We start from the raw sequence: 16,651 nt of genomic DNA, 5'->3' as shown, positions 1-16,651 counted from the left end.
TTTATTCAAAATAAAACAATCCAGATTACTATCACAGACAGATTAAGAATGCCTTAACACACATTTAAACTAAAATTAACGAAACACTTTAGCAATCTCAGGGCTGATTCGTTTTGGTTTTTTGCTTGTTGCATCTAACAAGCACCAAGTGGTTTCAGATTTGACAATCAATTTGTCACTGTTCTTATGATACATTTCAACGATGCGTGTAGAGCTGACGCCCTCAGAGCGTGTGACATAGGTTTTGAGGTGAATTTCATCGTGGAGTTTGGCAGCAGATTTATAATCGATGTGATGGCTCAATAAGACCCAAATATTTTCTTGTTGTTGGAGTGGAGTGGTGGAAGCTTCCCAATGCGACTTCGCAATATCTTGAACCCATTGCACATAACGCACATTATTCACATGCATTAAGTCGTCTAAGTCGTCCGAAACAACAGATCGAGTGGCTTCAAATACCATCATTAATTTTCAATAATTTTAACTTCAAATAATTTATCCCAACGTTTTCCAGTCACAAATAAGGTTTTTGTTTTTGGGTTGTAGGCCATTCCATTTAAAACATCCAATCCTTGGTGTTTGGTTACTTTTGTTTTTAAGGCTTTAAAATCGATGACCGCTTCGATCGCTCCATTTTCTGGATTGATGATGGCGATACCATCTTTCTGATAGCGATTTGCATAAATTTTTCCATCCACCCATTCCAATTCATTGAGGTTTGTCAATTTCTCTTTATTGGTGTAGGCTTGCAAAGACCCTTCTTCCGCCAGAGTTTTAGGATTCAAAAACCACAGATATTCAGATCCATCAGATTTATAAAACTTCTGACCGTCATTACACAGTCCCCAACCTTCTTTACTTTGTCCGTAATTAAAGGTTTCTATCTGTTCAAAACTATTGACATCATACACCAACCCACGGCCTTCTTTCCATGTGAGTTGATAAATTTTATCATTTAAAACCGAGAGCCCTTCCCCAAAATAAGAAGAACTTAAATCAACATTTTTAACAACGGATCCATTCTTATAATCAAGTTTTCTCAGTTTAGATTCGCCGTATTGCCCCGTACTTTCATAAAGGTCTCCCTTATAAAACTCAAGTCCTTGTGTATAAGATGTGATATCGTGAGCATAGGTATTTACAATTTCATAGGTATATATTTTTGGTGGTTTGGCATTCACCACCACCACTTTTTTAAGGGCGACTTCAAAAGTATCGTCATAAAATACTTTGGCTTTTATGAGTTTTTCTCCTAAGGGTATTGCTGATAAATCAACGGAAGCCGTAATTATTTTAGTATCCAAAGTCAACTGAATAGAGTCAAAATCTCTATTGTTTGGATTTAGAAGCTCAATAGAAAGTGTTTCAGCATTGGAAATTATGTTTGTTTCGCTGTTTGTTTTGATTGAAAAGTTTGATTTGGTGGTTGATCCGCAGGCGGAGATCAAAACGTTAAGTCCGATGAATGTCAATAGTTTGTAGGTATGCATAGTGCAATTATATTTTTTAGCAATTTATTTATTTATATTCAGTTAAAAAAATCATTGCGTGAATATTAAAACTTTGTATCTTTGCAGAGGCAAGTCCTACACAACTAGCTCCTGTTGAATCCTCCAGGGCGGGAACGCAGCAAAGGTAAATGGTCGTAGCAGTGTGATGTAGGTAGCTTGCCATTTTTTGTATCCCATAGTTTCCATAAATCTTTCCTATCTTTAGCTTCTTAAATCACGATATTCAATGGCAAAAGTTGTTTTAATTACAGGCGGATCTTCTGGGATTGGAAAATCAATAGGAGAGTACCTTACCGACAAAGGTTTTACCGTTTATGGTACAAGCCGTTTTCCAGAAAAATATACAGATTCTAAGTTTCCAATTATAAAATTAGACGTCACCCAAACAGCGTCCATTTCTGAATGTGTTTCTGAATTGATTTCCAAAACAGGTCAAATTGATGTATTGGTCAATAATGCCGGGATTGGAATTACGGGACCTTTAGAAGAAATCCCAATGGAGGAGATGAAACGTAATTTTGAAACGAATCTATTTGGACCTATAAATATGATCAATGCCGTGTTGCCTTATATGCGAACGCAAAAATCAGGACAAATTCTAAACATCACGTCTATTGCGGGCTATATGGGATTGCCGTTTAGAGGGGTGTACAGTGCGAGTAAAGGCGCTTTGGAGCTGATTACGGAATCGTATCGTATGGAACTCAAAGCATTTAATATTACGATGAGTAATATTGCCCCTGGTGATTTTGCCACTAATATTGCAGCAGGACGTTACCATGCGCCTTTATTAGAAGATTCCCCCTATAAAGTAGCTTACGGCACCACTTTAAATTTGATGGACTCCCACGTTGATTCTGGGAAAAATCCGTTGCTCATGGCTCAGGTTATTCATAAAATTATCACCTCTAAAAACCCAAAAATTCATTATAAAGTTGGGGCATTTCTACAAAAGTTTTCAGTGGTTTTAAAGCGCATCCTTCCAGATTTGTGGTATGAGAAGCTTTTAAGTCGTTTTTATAATATATAAGGCAACCTATTATTTTTTAAAATAACTGTTGTCAAGCAGTTATAATGTACTAATTTTGTTCCCATTAATTCAAACCAAAAAAAATCATGAAATTTTTTATTGACACTGCCAATTTAGATCAGATTAAAGAAGCGCAAGACCTAGGTGTTTTGGATGGCGTTACTACCAACCCCTCATTAATGGCCAAAGAAGGCATCACTGGTGCAGAAAACATTTTGAACCACTACAAAGCCATTTGTGCAATTGTTGAAGGAGATGTGTCTGCGGAAGTTATTTCTACAGATTTTGATGGGATGGTTAAAGAAGGGGAGGCTCTAGCAGCTTTGCATCCACAAATTGTGGTGAAACTTCCAATGATTAAAGACGGTGTAAAAGCGTGTAAATATTTCAGCGATAAAGGCATTAGAACCAATGTTACTTTGGTGTTTTCACCCGGGCAAGCTTTGTTAGCTGCTAAAGCAGGTGCGACTTATGTATCGCCGTTTATTGGGCGTTTGGATGATATCTCAACAGACGGTTTAAATTTAATTGCGGAGATTCGTCTTATCTACGATAATTACGGATTTGGTACTGAAATTTTAGCAGCTTCTGTACGTCATACCATGCACGTGATTGACTGTGCTAAATTAGGCGCCGATGTCATGACAGGTCCTTTGAGCTCTATTGAAGGTTTGTTACGTCACCCATTGACTGATAGTGGTTTGGCTAAATTTTTAGAAGATTATAAAAAAGGAAATTAATTATTTGATTTAAATAGATGCAGTTTGCGAAGGCTGTCTAGAAAGATTTTGCTTTGTCAATCTGAACTTGCTTCAGATTCTGAAATAAACCTGCCTACCGTCAGGCAGGTTCAGAATGACAGTTTTTCTACTTTTTAGAGAGTCTTTTTTTATTTGTATTTTTTAAGAGAGACTTCAAATTCAGGATCAAACAAATCGGCGGTAGCATTTAAAATAACGCCATTACGATCCACAATCAAAACTTTTTTTATGTAGTTAATCGCCAAGCGTTTTTTGGCATAGGAGGGATCTGCAAAACGGTATTCGTTGTTGATTTTGAACTGATTTCCGAAAATCATATTTTTCCATACATAGGTGTGCATGGAGTTGATATTGATGGCAACAAAATCAATGTTTGGTAATTTTTCTTGTAGGGTTTTCACTTTGATATGACTGTTTTCAAAATGGTAACGACTGGCATTGTCCCAAAAATAAATCACCGTTGTTTTATCAAATATCGTATTGATATTTACGGTTTCATTTGTATGATTGATCACTTCAATCGCTGGGAGCGGATAGCCCGGTTGCAAACCTTGCACATTTTTAAACAAGTCTTTAATGTATTTTTTATCCTTTTCATTGGTGCTTTTATCCAAAAAAGATTGGTACAAAATATAACTCTGATCGATGGAGTTTGAATTGGAAATGAAATTTCGTGTGGTATATTTTAATAAATTATTTTTAATCATGGTATTGGTCACCAAGCTATCGATGAGCTCTAACTTTCGACTGGTGTAGTCTAGCTGATGATCCTCCAAAGTGAATTCCGGATTGGCAGTAGTCAATTGTTCCAGTGCCAAATTATTGATATGAGGAAATAAAAAATTATAGTAGGGATAAAAATCTTTAAGATCGATATCGTTGTAAACAATTTCCTCCCTGAACTCATAAAAATCAGAAGGGAGTTCTTTAAAATTACTGAAATTATGAACGCCAAAATGACGGAACGGATACAATTCTTTTCGGGTGAAATAATGGTATTTTATACTGGAAAGGGCTACCTTTTTAAAGAGCTCAGAATTTAGGTTTTTAGTCATAAAAAACTCTAAGTCTTTGGTGTTTTTAGAAATGAATGCTTCTATATTTTGATGGTATTTTTCAGGTGGTTTGGCGTAAAACGCATTGGTTTTACGATCTTCTTTCTCTAGTTTTAATAAAAGATTAATAAGATAATTATTTTTTTTAGCGCCAATCCCATTATAAACAATTGATTCGTCAAAATCGTGGGTATTGATGTGCATCATAATACTGTCATTTTCTTCTAGTAAAATGGATTGGTATTTTCCGCCATGTACAAAAGAATGAATCCCCGGTTTGAAGTTTGTGAAATGATGAAAAAACCGATTCTCATCATTCAGATATAAGGTGTCTGTATTGTTTTGTGTATCATATAAAACCACATAATTATTGCTGGGATTGATGATGTCCCCACCCACAAAAACAGGCTTGATTTCTTCGGGACTGGTCTGACAGCCCACAAAGATTAAAAGCCCAAAAAGGAGGTGTATTGGTTTCATCTATTTAAAAATATGGCAATTAATATCTTGATACTTTCAAAAGTACGCTATGATATGATTTATTCTTGTTAAGGCGTTGTTAAATTACGAGGCGGTTTAATTTGATGGGTGGTTTGATTTATTTACTTTTGCAAAAAATTATTTTAAGCATGTTATCAGTTTCAAACTTATCAGTACAATTTGGAAAACGAATTCTTTTTGATGAAGTCAATACGTCTTTCAATACCGGAAATTGCTATGGAATTATTGGCGCCAATGGGGCTGGGAAATCTACATTTCTAAATATCATAGCAGGGGTGCAAGAACCCACTTCTGGACATGTGCACTTGGAGCCCGGGAAACGCATGTCGGTACTTGAGCAAAATCACAATCTTTACGATGAGCATACCGTATTGGAAACGGTGATTATGGGAAACAATCCGCTGTTTAAAATTAAGGCTGAAATTGACGCCTTGTACAACGATTATTCAGATGCAAATGCCGACCGTATTGGAGAGCTTCAAGTGAAGTTTGAAGAAATGAACGGATGGAATGCCGACAGTGATGCGGCGTCTATGCTCTCAAATTTAGGGATCAAAGAAGAGCACCACTACACCCTAATGAAAGATTTGGACGGAAAACAAAAGGTTCGCGTCTTGTTGGCACAAGCCCTGTTTGGATCGCCAGATGTGTTAATTATGGATGAGCCTACCAATGATTTGGATTATGAAACCATCTCTTGGTTAGAGCATTTCTTAGCCAATTACGATAGTTGTGTGATTGTGGTATCGCATGACCGTCACTTTTTGGATGCGGTATGTACACATATTTCAGATATCGATTTTAATAAGATCAACCACTTCTCTGGGAATTATACATTTTGGTACGAGTCGTCTCAATTGGCTGCCAAACAACGCGCCCAACTGAATAAAAAGTCAGAAGATAAAAAGAAAGAATTAGAAGAATTCATCCGTCGTTTTTCTGCCAATATGGCGAAGTCCAAACAAGCCACGAGTCGAAAGAAAATGATTGATAAGTTAGATGTGGCGGACATTCGTCCTTCTAGCAGACGTTATCCAGCCATTATTTTCGAACGCGAACGCGAAGCAGGAGATCAGATTTTAAATGTTGAAAAATTAGCCTACCAATTGGAAGGTGACACGCTTTTTGATAAGATTGATTTTAACTTGAACAAAGGCGATAAAGTGGTGGTGTATTCTAAAGATTCCCGAGCCACTTCTGCATTCTACGACATCGTCACAAAAAAATTAGAGGCTAAAAGCGGAACATTCCAATGGGGTGTGACCACAACGCAATCGTATTTGCCTTTAGATAATAGCAGCTTTTTTAAGAATGCCATGAATTTGGTGGAATGGTTGCGACAGTGGACCAAAACGGAAGAAGAACGCGAAGAAGTACACATTCGTGGGTTTTTAGGGAAAATGATTTTCAGTGGGGAAGAAGCGCTCAAACAATCGAACGTACTGTCGGGTGGCGAAAAAGTGCGTTGTATGCTTTCCCGTATGATGATGATGCGTGCCAACGTCCTCATGCTCGATGAACCGACCAACCACTTGGATTTGGAAAGTATCACAGCCTTTAATAATTCCTTAAAAAACTTTAAAGGAACGGTATTGTTTACCACCCACGATCATGAGTTTGCACAAACCTTGGCCAATAGGGTGATTGAGCTGACGCCTAAGGGCGTAATTGATCGTTACACGACCTTTGATGAGTATATGCAAGATTCTAAGATTAAGGAGCTTCGTACAAAGATGTATGGGTAGGAGGGTAAGTTTATTTGTTCAGTGCTTATCCGTTCTAAATTTAATTTTTTTAGTCATAGAATACGGAGCTAGGTTTTTTGAATTAATATTTTTAACTCATTTACCCAGCTAATATATTCTGTAAGTTGTTTAGTCATACCTAAAAAAAACTTATTACGTTGTTTTATAACTACTAAAAAAACACGATATTATAGTTTGAATAAGCTCGGGATCATAAGAAAAAGAAATCGTAACGATTGATTCATCGCGAAATGTACTCGGAAGTAGCTGTAGGTTTTTCATAAAGCAAGAACATATTTGGGTTCTGTTATACTCCAAATTAGTAAAAAAAGGAAAGTACTCACAATGAAGTCTTTTTTTATTAGTTCGTCACACTTATTTTGGATTTATAGAGTCCCTTATAGTATCAAATTAACAGCTTTAACTCCCAATGATTGGGAATTTATTTGTATATTTGTAGGATTAAGCCCATTATACCGATGATCAAATTACCAAACACGAAAGACAATATTAGAGTAATACAGGAATTTATTGCTGAGACAAAAAAAAAGAATTTTAGAAGGTGAGGCTAAAACTTTCACAAAAAAAGCAAGTTTGGAGTTAGAAAACTTGATGATTGATTATGATATAAATGCAAATGCTATTGAAGATGCGATTCTAAAATTAACTCCTAAAAATTATTACAGAGGCGTTGATCCTTCTGGAGGTGCTGATTTTAACGTTTGTGCGTTTCGTGTGTTTGTCGGAGCTGATAGAATTGAGATTTATTTGAAATACGGACTAGAAATTCGTGGGTTACAGGTGTTGGTTTTTTCAAATCATATTCCTGATTATACAATGGATCAACCGTTTAAAAATTAAAAACTATGGAAGCAAAAAAAAATATAACAAGAGAACAAAAACCTACAAATGAATTAGAAAGAACTGTAGAAAAAAAAGTCAAAGGGATTATATTATCATACAAGGAAGTGTATTATTTGGATTATGAAGTGGATGAAAATACTGGTATGATTCATAGGGAGCATAAGGTTGCGTTTTATACCAAGAGTCAAATGAATCGTAATTTAAAATCACTAAAGAGTGCTTATCTTATTTCTAAAGGAGCGGCAGCTCCAGAAGAAATTATTCGTTTCAGGAAAAAACACCACATTGCTGCATCAACATTAAGTGTTATTTTAGGATTTAGTAAAAACACCATTTCTAATATCGAAAATGATGGCGTCACCTCTTTAGTTAGTGGACGATTAATTAAGATGAGCATTAATAATAAAGATATAATGTCCCATTATATTCGAGTATGTGATTCTATTGACACTCGTAAAAAAGAAAAATTTTCTAAGAAACTACTGGAATTAGGGATGTAGGGGATTTGAAATCACTTAAGTCTTGTCTTTTTTATACTCATACCCATCAAGCAAAAAAAAGGATAAAAAACCGAAGCTTCTTATCCTTTCATCCTTTAATATCTTAGTTTTTAATCTTTATTCTATGATGAGTTTTGTTATTTTATAGAGTTTAGTATCACTTTGAACTTTACAGAAATACAGTCCTGAACTGATGGTTCCTCTGTTTAATTTAATTTCATTCGCTCCTAAAGTCGCTTCATGCGTGATTGTTTTTACCAAACTTCCCAATTGATTGTAAACCAATACTTCTACAGTTTCTAAACGTTGACTTGTAAAATGGAAGGTTGTACTAGATTTCATAGGGTTAGGGGATACCACGAGTGTATTTAAGGGGTCTTCCGATTGCGAACTCGTTGTTGAAAAACGAAGGTGTTGTATCGTCATTTCTTTTGTTTCTACTTCGCCTGTTTCTGCGAGCATTGTAAATACGATAGACGTGATGTCATTAGGGATAAAATCAGTCCCGTTAATGGAAGTGAAATTAGAAAATGGTATGCTATAATCTTGCAAATTGTTTGTGAGGGGAATAGTTGTTTTGTATTGAGATCCCCAATCCGTTACACTTTCTTTCACCAACCGAATTATCAACTTGCCAGTCCCTTTTGCTTTTAATTTTAAGCTTTGATATTCCGTAAAATTGATAGGACTAAACTTTGGGGTGAGGGCTCTGTAAGCAGCCATATATGCATTGGTACTGCCGACTAACTCTATATTACGTTCGACAGCAAACTCATCCTCATGAAATGGTTCCTCATTAGGATTTACCTCATACGTATGAACGAGCATAGTGTCTGGGGCATCATCATAGCCCCAAGGACCATCAGACATAAATAAATCATCTGGAATTGAAATACCATCACCGATTCTAAAACCAATATCAAACAAGTTTCCAGCATCTATTTCCATATTGGTGATGTAATTACCCTCTAGATCTATGGTTGACGATACCTGCTCCACCGAATTGGTTTCTGTGGCTCTTAAGACCACCATCAAACGTAATGGTATGAGTTCCGTTGGTATTTACAATTTGTAAATCGAGTTTGCCGTTGTGGTATTTGCCTTTTCTAACAAATACAGAAGGGGGTGCAGAATTATGATACGCTACAATGGGCTTTTGAACCTCTAATAAACGCACCACTTCTTTTCCAAGACGTAATAAATCATCTAAAGAGTTAGACCATATTTGGAAATTATAAAACGCTGTATCCGCTTCATACTTATCTAAATTCCAATGACTCTCAATAGCAAAGTTGTTGTCATCTGTTACTTTTGCAGAAAGACTCAAAACAAATTCTAAGGAGCCATCGGTATTTTTTATCAACGCTTTTATGAATTGTTGATCTTGAATTTCTAGAGTCGATACCGAAATTAACTGAGCACCTAATAAACGATCACAAATATATTTGGTATGTTCATAGACACCATCCTCCGTTTTTAGAACCAATATAGAACTTACATTTTCACCCGCTCTTAAATAATCAACAGAATAAACATCTGAAGCATTGGTAATGCCTATTAAATCTCTAGGAGAAGATTCAATCACAAGATCTTCATTCACAACTTCAAGAGGAATGAAGTCTGATAATTCAAATTGGTATCCGTTGTTTGAAGCATTTCTTCCGTAGGATATCGATTTTTCAAATTGCTTTGCAGTTGCTTTATCAAACCTATAACTTGTTTTAGCGCGTTTAAAATTTCGTTTACTAATTTGCTGAGAGAGTCTGTTATTACTTTCTAAACCCCCTGAATTACCACCAGTCGTTGGATCTTCTATAACTGGACAAGATGCAACTCCAGAACATGAAGGGTCATCACAATCGATTAATCCATCACCATCATCGTCTAGTCCATTGATACAATCTTCCTGAGGTACTGGAGCCGTTGGGCAACGCGCACCATCATTACTAGAACTGGAAGGTCCAAAAGCAAATAGATTCGAATTCATGGTACTGTTAGCATTCAAGTCTTGAACGTTTTGGATGATATAGATGGTTCCTGTTTGATTGGCACTGACATAAAATCGCCCTGAAGCATCAAAATAAACAGCGCCATAGGTATAATTTAATCCGGAGAGAATTGGCACTTCACCCAAGCTTTGTACAGTTCCGGTTTCGGCATTTATACGGTATAAAATATTGGATCCTTTTTCAATGGAATACAACAAATTATCTACGGCATTAAATGCCCAATCATGGATATTTATATCTTGAGATAAAGTTAGAGTAGCCATATACTGACTATAGTTGGCAGAATTTGGATTTAAATCGATGCTATGATAGGTTGTGCCGTCACCTTTTAAATAATAGATTCCTGAGGCACTCACACCTCCAACATAGCGTCCGTTTATGGGCAACTCATCAATATAAAAAAGGTTGGTTTCAAAGTTCTTACCAATCCGTACAATGGTTTTTGAGGGTGCACTTAACGAACCCCAAATAAATCCATCTATAGGATTATAAGCCGCAGCATTGATATTTCCTGGTGTTATGTCGGTTGCAACTGTATATGAATTTCCAGAAGCTAAATCGATGGCATAGACATCGTTGTGTTGAAATAGATAGGCATTATAATCACAATAAAAGGGAGTGTCTTGTATTGTCAATTCATTGGTTGTCGTATCCGAAACTGTTTGCCCATTTGAACTTCTAGAAACGGTTACGATTACACCATAGGTTCCAGAACTTAAAACTTCCCCGATGGGTAAGCTCCAATTTAGAGTGTCTATAAGCAATCCATTATCCGTCGTATAAACGGTTCCATTTAAGCTTACTGACAAGCTGTCATCGCCTAACATGGTGCTTCCCCAACTGCCAGTTAATGTAGGTGTGGTATTCTCTGTAGTTAAAAAATTGACGGTTGGAATTACAATATTCCCGGAAGTGATATTATTTAAAGTCCCATTAATAACCACGCCTAAATCGACCCAAGTTCTATCAAGTTCTCCTTGAATACGGTCATCAACTCCAATAACATCTCCATTTGATGTTTGACTCGTGGACGTAAAACCATACAATGCGATAATTGAATCTCCATCGATTGACAAACCAAAATTATCTAACACATAGGCTTTTATACTTTCTTCTGTAAAACCAAATTTTATCCAAAAATCGGTCCCGCTATTTCCACCGTCTAAATCAGTTCCAGCACTGTAGTCACTGATCACTGCGTTTCTAGAAGTTAACTCTAACTCATTATTTTGAGAGCCATTTAACCAGGATGTTTGGGAAGGAGACAGTCCAGACATTGAGTAATCTCTCAAATGAAATGCCACAAAAGGTGTCTGACTTTTCACATTAGCTTCAATAAATATATCAGCGATATAATCGCCACTAATATCCAATCCAAAATAGAAAGATGCATTGGGGTTGCTTTGTCCCATTCTGACTCTAAAGTAATAAACATCATCTGTTATACCATCATTAAAGGAAACGGTTTCATTTTGAGTTTCCATAATTGCATGTGTAGCATTCCCAACAAAATCGGTATCTGCATTGGATTGCTGATCATCATTGGGATCAAAATTTTCTAGTTGTATTAAGGACTTCCAATCTCCACTTGCATTATTTACAATATTGGTTTGAGCTGAAGTAATAAAAGTTATTAGGATTATCACTATTCTAAGAAGTACTGTTTTTTTCATTGTATTATTATTTATAACACAAATTTATACCACTACAATAGCAAGAATTTCAATTTTCGATAAATGATAATTACCTGTAGATGAAAGGGGGTTGTATTAAGTTTAATAATTAGCTCTAATTAATAAAGGAAAATTAAATACTGATAAACAGCTAGTTATATCGAATGGGCTGATTGGGATTAAAGCTAAGAGTTCCTATAAAAACCTCTAAAAATTCTTATATTTTATTTTCCCACATTGCGCATAGTTTTCATCTCGATTTAAATCAAGTTTCACATTTTTACTAAATTTTTGAAGTACTCTTTTATACTCCACTATTTTTTCGTCTGTAACAGATGGATTTTTAATTTTAAAGGTGTAATAATCGATCGTTCCATTTTTATCAAAATAGATTCTATTCATAATAGTAATGGTTGAATCCGAAACTTCCCATTTAAATTTTTCTTCTTTAATGAAATGAGATAGATTTTTATGAAATTTAGCCCAAGAAGCCGCCACAAGTTTATACTCATCTGCGGTCACATTTCTAGGGTCAAGTAGATTCGTGTAGGTACTGTCTAAATTCATTTTTTTTAGGACATTGTAGGCTGTTTTATTGTTTCCACTGACCACTTTAGGTCCTTTAATATCGATTTCTTTGGGGGTTTGTTTACAGCTAATGAATCCGATAATTAATAAAATTATAATTCTGTTTGATAATTTCATAAGATTTGTTTTATAGTCTCTCATGTTTTTAAAAAATTGTGTACCCAAATATTATTGATACTGTTTTGAAGTCTGAACTCCAAAAAACATAATCTCCTAAAACTTCCCTACTGGTCTGATATCTGAACTCTAAACCATATTTATCATTTAGTTTGTAACCCATTCCGAATGCTAAATTGTTTCGAGAATCAATTTTTAAGGATTTAAAATTTGAGTTATCTGATCTTTTTTGTTCGATTGAAGTTTTAAAACTAAAATCTAACACGTAAGAAGCATTAATAAAAACTTTAGAAGTACTATTTATAAAAAAATAATGCCTTATCCCTAAAGGAACTTCAATAGAATTATAGTTTACTTCTGATATTATTTTACCTCCTAAAACATTACTTACATCAGTTGTTTTTTCTGCCTTATAGTTTTGATAAGTAGGTTCTATAAAAACAGACCATTTATTTTTATTAAAAGGAAATATATATTCTGCTTCTAAACCAAAACCGATACTTAATTTATTACTAAATTTAGTATCTGAAGTGCTATAACTAGAATTTTGAATGTTTAAAGAAGAATTATTAAGGCGAGGCCTTAGAGTTAAATTAAATAAATCTATTTTTTGTTTTTTTTCATAGTTGATAAACTCTGAATTACTACAGACATTAAATTCAGTAAAAAACCGAATCAAACTATTTTTTTTATATTCCAAATTTTCAATGTTTTTCATCGTAATTGAGGAACATTTTAAATCATTCCATAATTGTTGTTTAAACCTGTTATTTTTACCTAAATCGTATTCATTGATTTTATAATTTTTAAAAACCAACTGTTCTATAGCTGCGTTTCCTTTATTATAAAAGTATCGTTCTAAATTCCCTTCTTTATAATGGTATAAATTAGCTTTGCCTTCTATTATTACTTTTAGAAATAGCTGTTCTTCTTTAAATATCGGTGCTTTAGTATCGCTCAAGTAGTTTAAGTTCCCACTCGACCGATCTATTTTAACGGCACTTCTAATGTATTTTGAGGCCTTTAGAATTCCAAATTCTTTAATTGATGTGATACCAATATATTTAGCTTTTGTATTTTCTGAAAGTTTGTATTCAATTTCACTGGGGTTATTCACCCAATCAATATTTTTGATTAAACAATTAATTTTTTTGTCAGAGTTATCAATGTAATACCCTTTTTCAAAAGATATTTGTGAATAGCTATTAATACTTATAATTGCTATTAATAGGAGTAGAGCTTTTCTTTTCATTTTATTAATTTTTATTCGACCTAAGACATGGGATTTTCCCATTTGGAGTGTAAAAATTAGAAATAAATTATTCTATCTATTCATAACGATCAAGGCTATTTTATTTCTTCACCATCTTATAATTTAATCTCTCTGCATCCGCTTCAATATTTAAAAAATAGAGACCAGGAGTCCCTCTTAATATAAAACTCAAATCTTTTGTGTTTTTAAAGTGCTTCACATCAATTGTTTTACCAGTTACATCTGAAATGTAAATTTTAACAGCTTTGTAAGTCTTATTTAAAATAAGATTTACATTCCCATTTGTTGGATTTGGATGTACTACGGAGCTGATTATAGGCTTGTTATTAGCGATGTTTAATGTGGTATCAGCTGTAACTGTAATCTCATCAATAGAAAATGCTGGGACTGCAGCAGCCGTCGAGGTTGTAGTGTTGTTTACGAAACGAAATGCAAATAACACACTGGATTGGTTGTCCCAAGCAGTATCCGATAAGGATGCTTGTGTCCAAGTAGAAGTATTGTTATAGCTCGTTTGTTTTGACACCCAATTAGATCCATTATCGAGACTGTAATATACCTCACCAAACGCGTCATTACTGCCAGCACATACCCACCAAAAATTAAATTTTATTCCTGAATAGCCTGTTGTAGAAATAGAAGAAGTCATCTTTGAGAAATTTGATCCACCAGCTATACCACATAAACTCACAGCAGGTGCGTACGACGAGCAATTAATTCCAGCATTGATGGCTAACTGTGCTGAGATGTGTATATAATTACTTGACGGTCCACTAGTGATTCCAGTGGGTTGTGCAGGTGTATTAGCAATAGGAATAGTCTGTGTCACTCCGACACAAGTAATGCTGGCAGAACCGCCCGTATAAGTATTATTCATTTGCCAAATATTATCGGTTGTGGAGGCATTTAAATCCGACGTATTAAGCGTGAATTTATTTCCAGATTCAAACGTTTCCGTAAATAAAGTGGTAGAGGTTTGGGAAATTCCAAAATTTGCGAGTAGTAATGCAACGAATACTAAGTTTACTTTTTTCATGTGTTTGTTTTTATTGTTTTATAAATGTGATGTAGCAGAAAAAGTCTCAATCCCTTAAAACTAAAAAGTGATCAAAACAAGGCCTGTTTACAAGGGTCTCGTTTTATAGTAAAACAAAACTTACAAAAAAATAATATTGGTTATGAAGAAAAGCTGTGGGGCGAAACTTCAGGATAAATATATAATAAATAACTAAATCTGGAAACCTTTTAATTAATAATTTACAGATTATATAATATAACACAAAAAAAGACCCTAAGAAGCTAGATTTAGTAAGGCAAAAACATTATTTCACGTTCCATTCATAAAAGTTAGACTCTGTATTTAATTCAAACCCTGTTTTTGGATATAACTTATTCCCAATCAAATTTGATTTTTCAGTTTCTAAAAACATGCCACAAGCATTGGATTCTGCTACCAGCGTTTTAGCCATTTCTATCAACCCGATTGAAACTCCTTTACCACGCGATTCTGGATATACAAACAAATCGTTTAGCAGCCAAAACTTCTTCATACGGGTTGAAGAGAAAAGTGGGTATAATTGTACAAATCCAACTAATTTGTTCTCAGTAGTTTCGACTACAAAAAGTTCAGAGTCCTTATTAGAAATGCGTTCTTCCAAAAAAGTTTTGGCACCTTCAATATCTGTTGTTTTGCCATAGAACATTCTATACGCATCAAACAATTCAGAAAATTGATTTAAGTCTTTAGGAGTTCCTTTTCTGTAATTCATTGTGGATCGTATTAAATAGTCTGTTTACTTCTGAGCAAGTTGCCAAGCGTTAGGGCGAAATTTTGAAATAAATATAATAATAAAAAAGCATTCCCGTCGGAATGCTTCTTAAATTTATATATGAAAAATTTAGGTATTAGCTGTTAAGCATCACAGGCATGACGAGCATGGTGACTGTTTCGCCTTCGTCCAATCCGTCAATAGGAGTAAGGATTCCTGCACGGTTGGGCATACTCATTTCCAATTGAACATCATCAGCATTTAAGTTGCTCAACATTTCGGATAAGAAACGAGAGTTAAACCCAATTTGCATATCATCGCCTTGGTAATCACAAGTCAAGCGTTCTTCGGCTTTGTTGCTGTAATCAATGTCTTCCGCCGAAATGTTAAGTTCTGCACCTGCAATTTTTAAGCGAATTTGATGCGTTGTCTTATTTGAAAATATAGACACACGACGTACCGAGTTCAAAAATTGATTGCGGCTAATCGTTAAGTGGTTTGGATTTTCCTTTGGAATTACTGCTTCGTAATTTGGATATTTACCATCAATCAAACGACAGATTACCACAGAATTTTCAAACGAAAATTTAGCATTAGAATCGTTGTATTCAATTGTGACATCGTCATCGCTTCCCGCCAGAATACCTTTTAATAAATTTAATGGTTTTTTAGGCATGATGAATTCAGCTGTTTCATTGGCAGTCACATCGGTACGAGAATATTTAACTAGTTTGTGCGCATCGGTAGCTACAAAGGTCAAACTCTCTGTTGAAAACTGAAAAAAGACGCCACTCATTACGGGGCGTAAATCGTCATTTCCAGCGGCAAAAATCGTTTTTGAAATGGCAGTGGCCAATATATGTGCACCAATCACTGTGGTACTAGGACTGTCTAAAGAAATCGCTTTTGGAAACTCGTCAGCACTTGCGTATGCCAACGCATATTTTCCATGATTAGAACTAATTTCAATCGTATTATTCTCTTCAATTACAAACGTCAACGGTTGCTCAGGAAAGGTTTTAAGCGTTTCTAACAAGAGTTTAGCAGGAATGGCAACACTGCCTTCGCTCTCACTTTCGACTTCCAGAGTGGAGGCCATGGTGGTTTCTAAATCACTTGCGGAAACCGTTAGTTTTGAATGTTCTAATTCAAATAAGAAATTGTCTAAAATCGGCAGGGTGTTCGAATTGTTAATCACGCCACCTAGGACTTGAAGTTGTTTTAATAAATACGTACTGGAAACTATAAATTTCAT

15 protein-coding genes and 1 other RNA gene are annotated in these 16,651 nt (G+C 35.0%); 6 read left to right on the top strand and 10 right to left on the bottom strand.

Translation table 11 applies throughout. The features are described from left to right. Positions 1-75 precede the first annotated feature (75 nt). Both FORMB_RS00075 and FORMB_RS00070 read right to left on the bottom strand, forming a co-directional pair. A complete protein-coding gene (locus FORMB_RS00075; protein WP_069675514.1) occupies positions 76-465 on the bottom strand; it encodes an acyl-CoA thioesterase in 390 nt (129 codons plus the stop codon). Continuing rightward, positions 465-1,490, bottom strand: coding sequence for a glutaminyl-peptide cyclotransferase (locus FORMB_RS00070; RefSeq protein ID WP_069675513.1), 1,026 nt, complete (start codon positions 1,488-1,490; stop codon positions 465-467). Before FORMB_RS00070 ends, FORMB_RS00075 begins: the two co-directional genes overlap by 1 nt. Positions 1,491-1,577: 87 nt before the next feature. Between FORMB_RS00070 and ffs the strand changes: the two genes are divergently transcribed. From ffs to fsa, 3 genes are all read left to right on the top strand, one after another. Then, positions 1,578-1,676, top strand: an RNA gene (gene ffs, locus FORMB_RS00065) — signal recognition particle sRNA small type. 61 nt (positions 1,677-1,737) lie between these two features. After that, positions 1,738-2,541, top strand: a complete 804-nt coding sequence (locus FORMB_RS00060) for an SDR family oxidoreductase (protein ID WP_069675512.1) — start codon at positions 1,738-1,740, stop codon at positions 2,539-2,541. A gap of 86 nt (positions 2,542-2,627) precedes the next feature. After that, positions 2,628-3,281, top strand: a complete 654-nt coding sequence (gene fsa, locus FORMB_RS00055; RefSeq protein WP_069675511.1) for a fructose-6-phosphate aldolase — start codon at positions 2,628-2,630, stop codon at positions 3,279-3,281. Positions 3,282-3,430: 149 nt separating this feature from the next. Here the strand turns inward: fsa and FORMB_RS00050 are convergent, their stop codons facing one another. Beyond that, complete coding sequence (locus FORMB_RS00050) at positions 3,431-4,837, bottom strand: TlpA family protein disulfide reductase (RefSeq protein WP_069675510.1); 1,407 nt, start codon at positions 4,835-4,837, stop codon at positions 3,431-3,433. Positions 4,838-4,986: 149 nt separating this feature from the next. Between FORMB_RS00050 and FORMB_RS00045 the strand changes: the two genes are divergently transcribed. The 3 genes from FORMB_RS00045 (at position 4,987) to FORMB_RS00035 (ending at position 7,967) form a co-directional block, all read left to right on the top strand. After that, positions 4,987-6,603, top strand: coding sequence for an ABC-F family ATP-binding cassette domain-containing protein (locus FORMB_RS00045; protein WP_069677834.1), 1,617 nt, complete (start codon positions 4,987-4,989; stop codon positions 6,601-6,603). A 594-nt stretch (positions 6,604-7,197) separates the two neighbouring features. After that, positions 7,198-7,464 carry a hypothetical protein gene (locus FORMB_RS00040; RefSeq protein WP_157498045.1) on the top strand — a complete coding sequence of 89 codons (267 nt, stop codon included), beginning with the start codon at positions 7,198-7,200 and terminating at the stop codon, positions 7,462-7,464. Between the two features lie 5 nt (positions 7,465-7,469). After that, positions 7,470-7,967 carry a transcriptional regulator gene (locus FORMB_RS00035; RefSeq protein ID WP_069675508.1) on the top strand — a complete coding sequence of 166 codons (498 nt, stop codon included), beginning with the start codon at positions 7,470-7,472 and terminating at the stop codon, positions 7,965-7,967. Positions 7,968-8,084: 117 nt separating this feature from the next. Here FORMB_RS00035 and FORMB_RS13200 read toward each other — a convergent pair whose 3' ends face one another. The 7 genes from FORMB_RS13200 to dnaN form a co-directional block, all read right to left on the bottom strand. Then, positions 8,085-8,999 carry a T9SS type A sorting domain-containing protein gene (locus FORMB_RS13200; RefSeq protein WP_231925553.1) on the bottom strand — a complete coding sequence of 305 codons (915 nt, stop codon included), beginning with the start codon at positions 8,997-8,999 and terminating at the stop codon, positions 8,085-8,087. Continuing rightward, entirely contained in the window at positions 8,929-11,649 is a 2,721-nt protein-coding gene (locus FORMB_RS13195; protein WP_231925552.1) for a DUF6923 family protein, read from the bottom strand. The genes FORMB_RS13200 and FORMB_RS13195 overlap by 71 nt, the downstream gene beginning before the upstream one ends. 207 nt (positions 11,650-11,856) lie before the next feature. Next, positions 11,857-12,354, bottom strand: coding sequence for a hypothetical protein (locus tag FORMB_RS00025; RefSeq protein WP_157498044.1), 498 nt, complete (start codon positions 12,352-12,354; stop codon positions 11,857-11,859). A gap of 28 nt (positions 12,355-12,382) precedes the next feature. Then, positions 12,383-13,606: an outer membrane beta-barrel protein gene (locus FORMB_RS00020; protein WP_069677833.1), complete on the bottom strand. Its 1,224-nt coding sequence runs from the start codon at positions 13,604-13,606 to the stop codon at positions 12,383-12,385. A 100-nt stretch (positions 13,607-13,706) separates the two neighbouring features. Beyond that, the gene (locus FORMB_RS00015; RefSeq protein WP_069675506.1) at positions 13,707-14,663 is read right to left on the bottom strand and encodes a T9SS type A sorting domain-containing protein; all 957 of its coding nucleotides are present in this window, start codon (positions 14,661-14,663) and stop codon (positions 13,707-13,709) included. Between the two features lie 286 nt (positions 14,664-14,949). Then, positions 14,950-15,396 (bottom strand): GNAT family N-acetyltransferase, encoded by a 447-nt coding sequence (locus FORMB_RS00010; RefSeq protein WP_069675505.1) that lies wholly within the window; start codon positions 15,394-15,396, stop codon positions 14,950-14,952. Between the two features lie 136 nt (positions 15,397-15,532). Next, a complete protein-coding gene (dnaN, locus tag FORMB_RS00005) occupies positions 15,533-16,651 on the bottom strand; it encodes a DNA polymerase III subunit beta (RefSeq protein ID WP_069675504.1) in 1,119 nt (372 codons plus the stop codon).

Source organism: Formosa sp. Hel1_33_131 (assembly GCF_001735745.1).
GTDB lineage: Bacteria > Bacteroidota > Bacteroidia > Flavobacteriales > Flavobacteriaceae > Hel1-33-131.
Note: the sequence above shows the minus strand (reverse complement) of the source record. Positions and strands in the feature narration are given on the sequence as shown.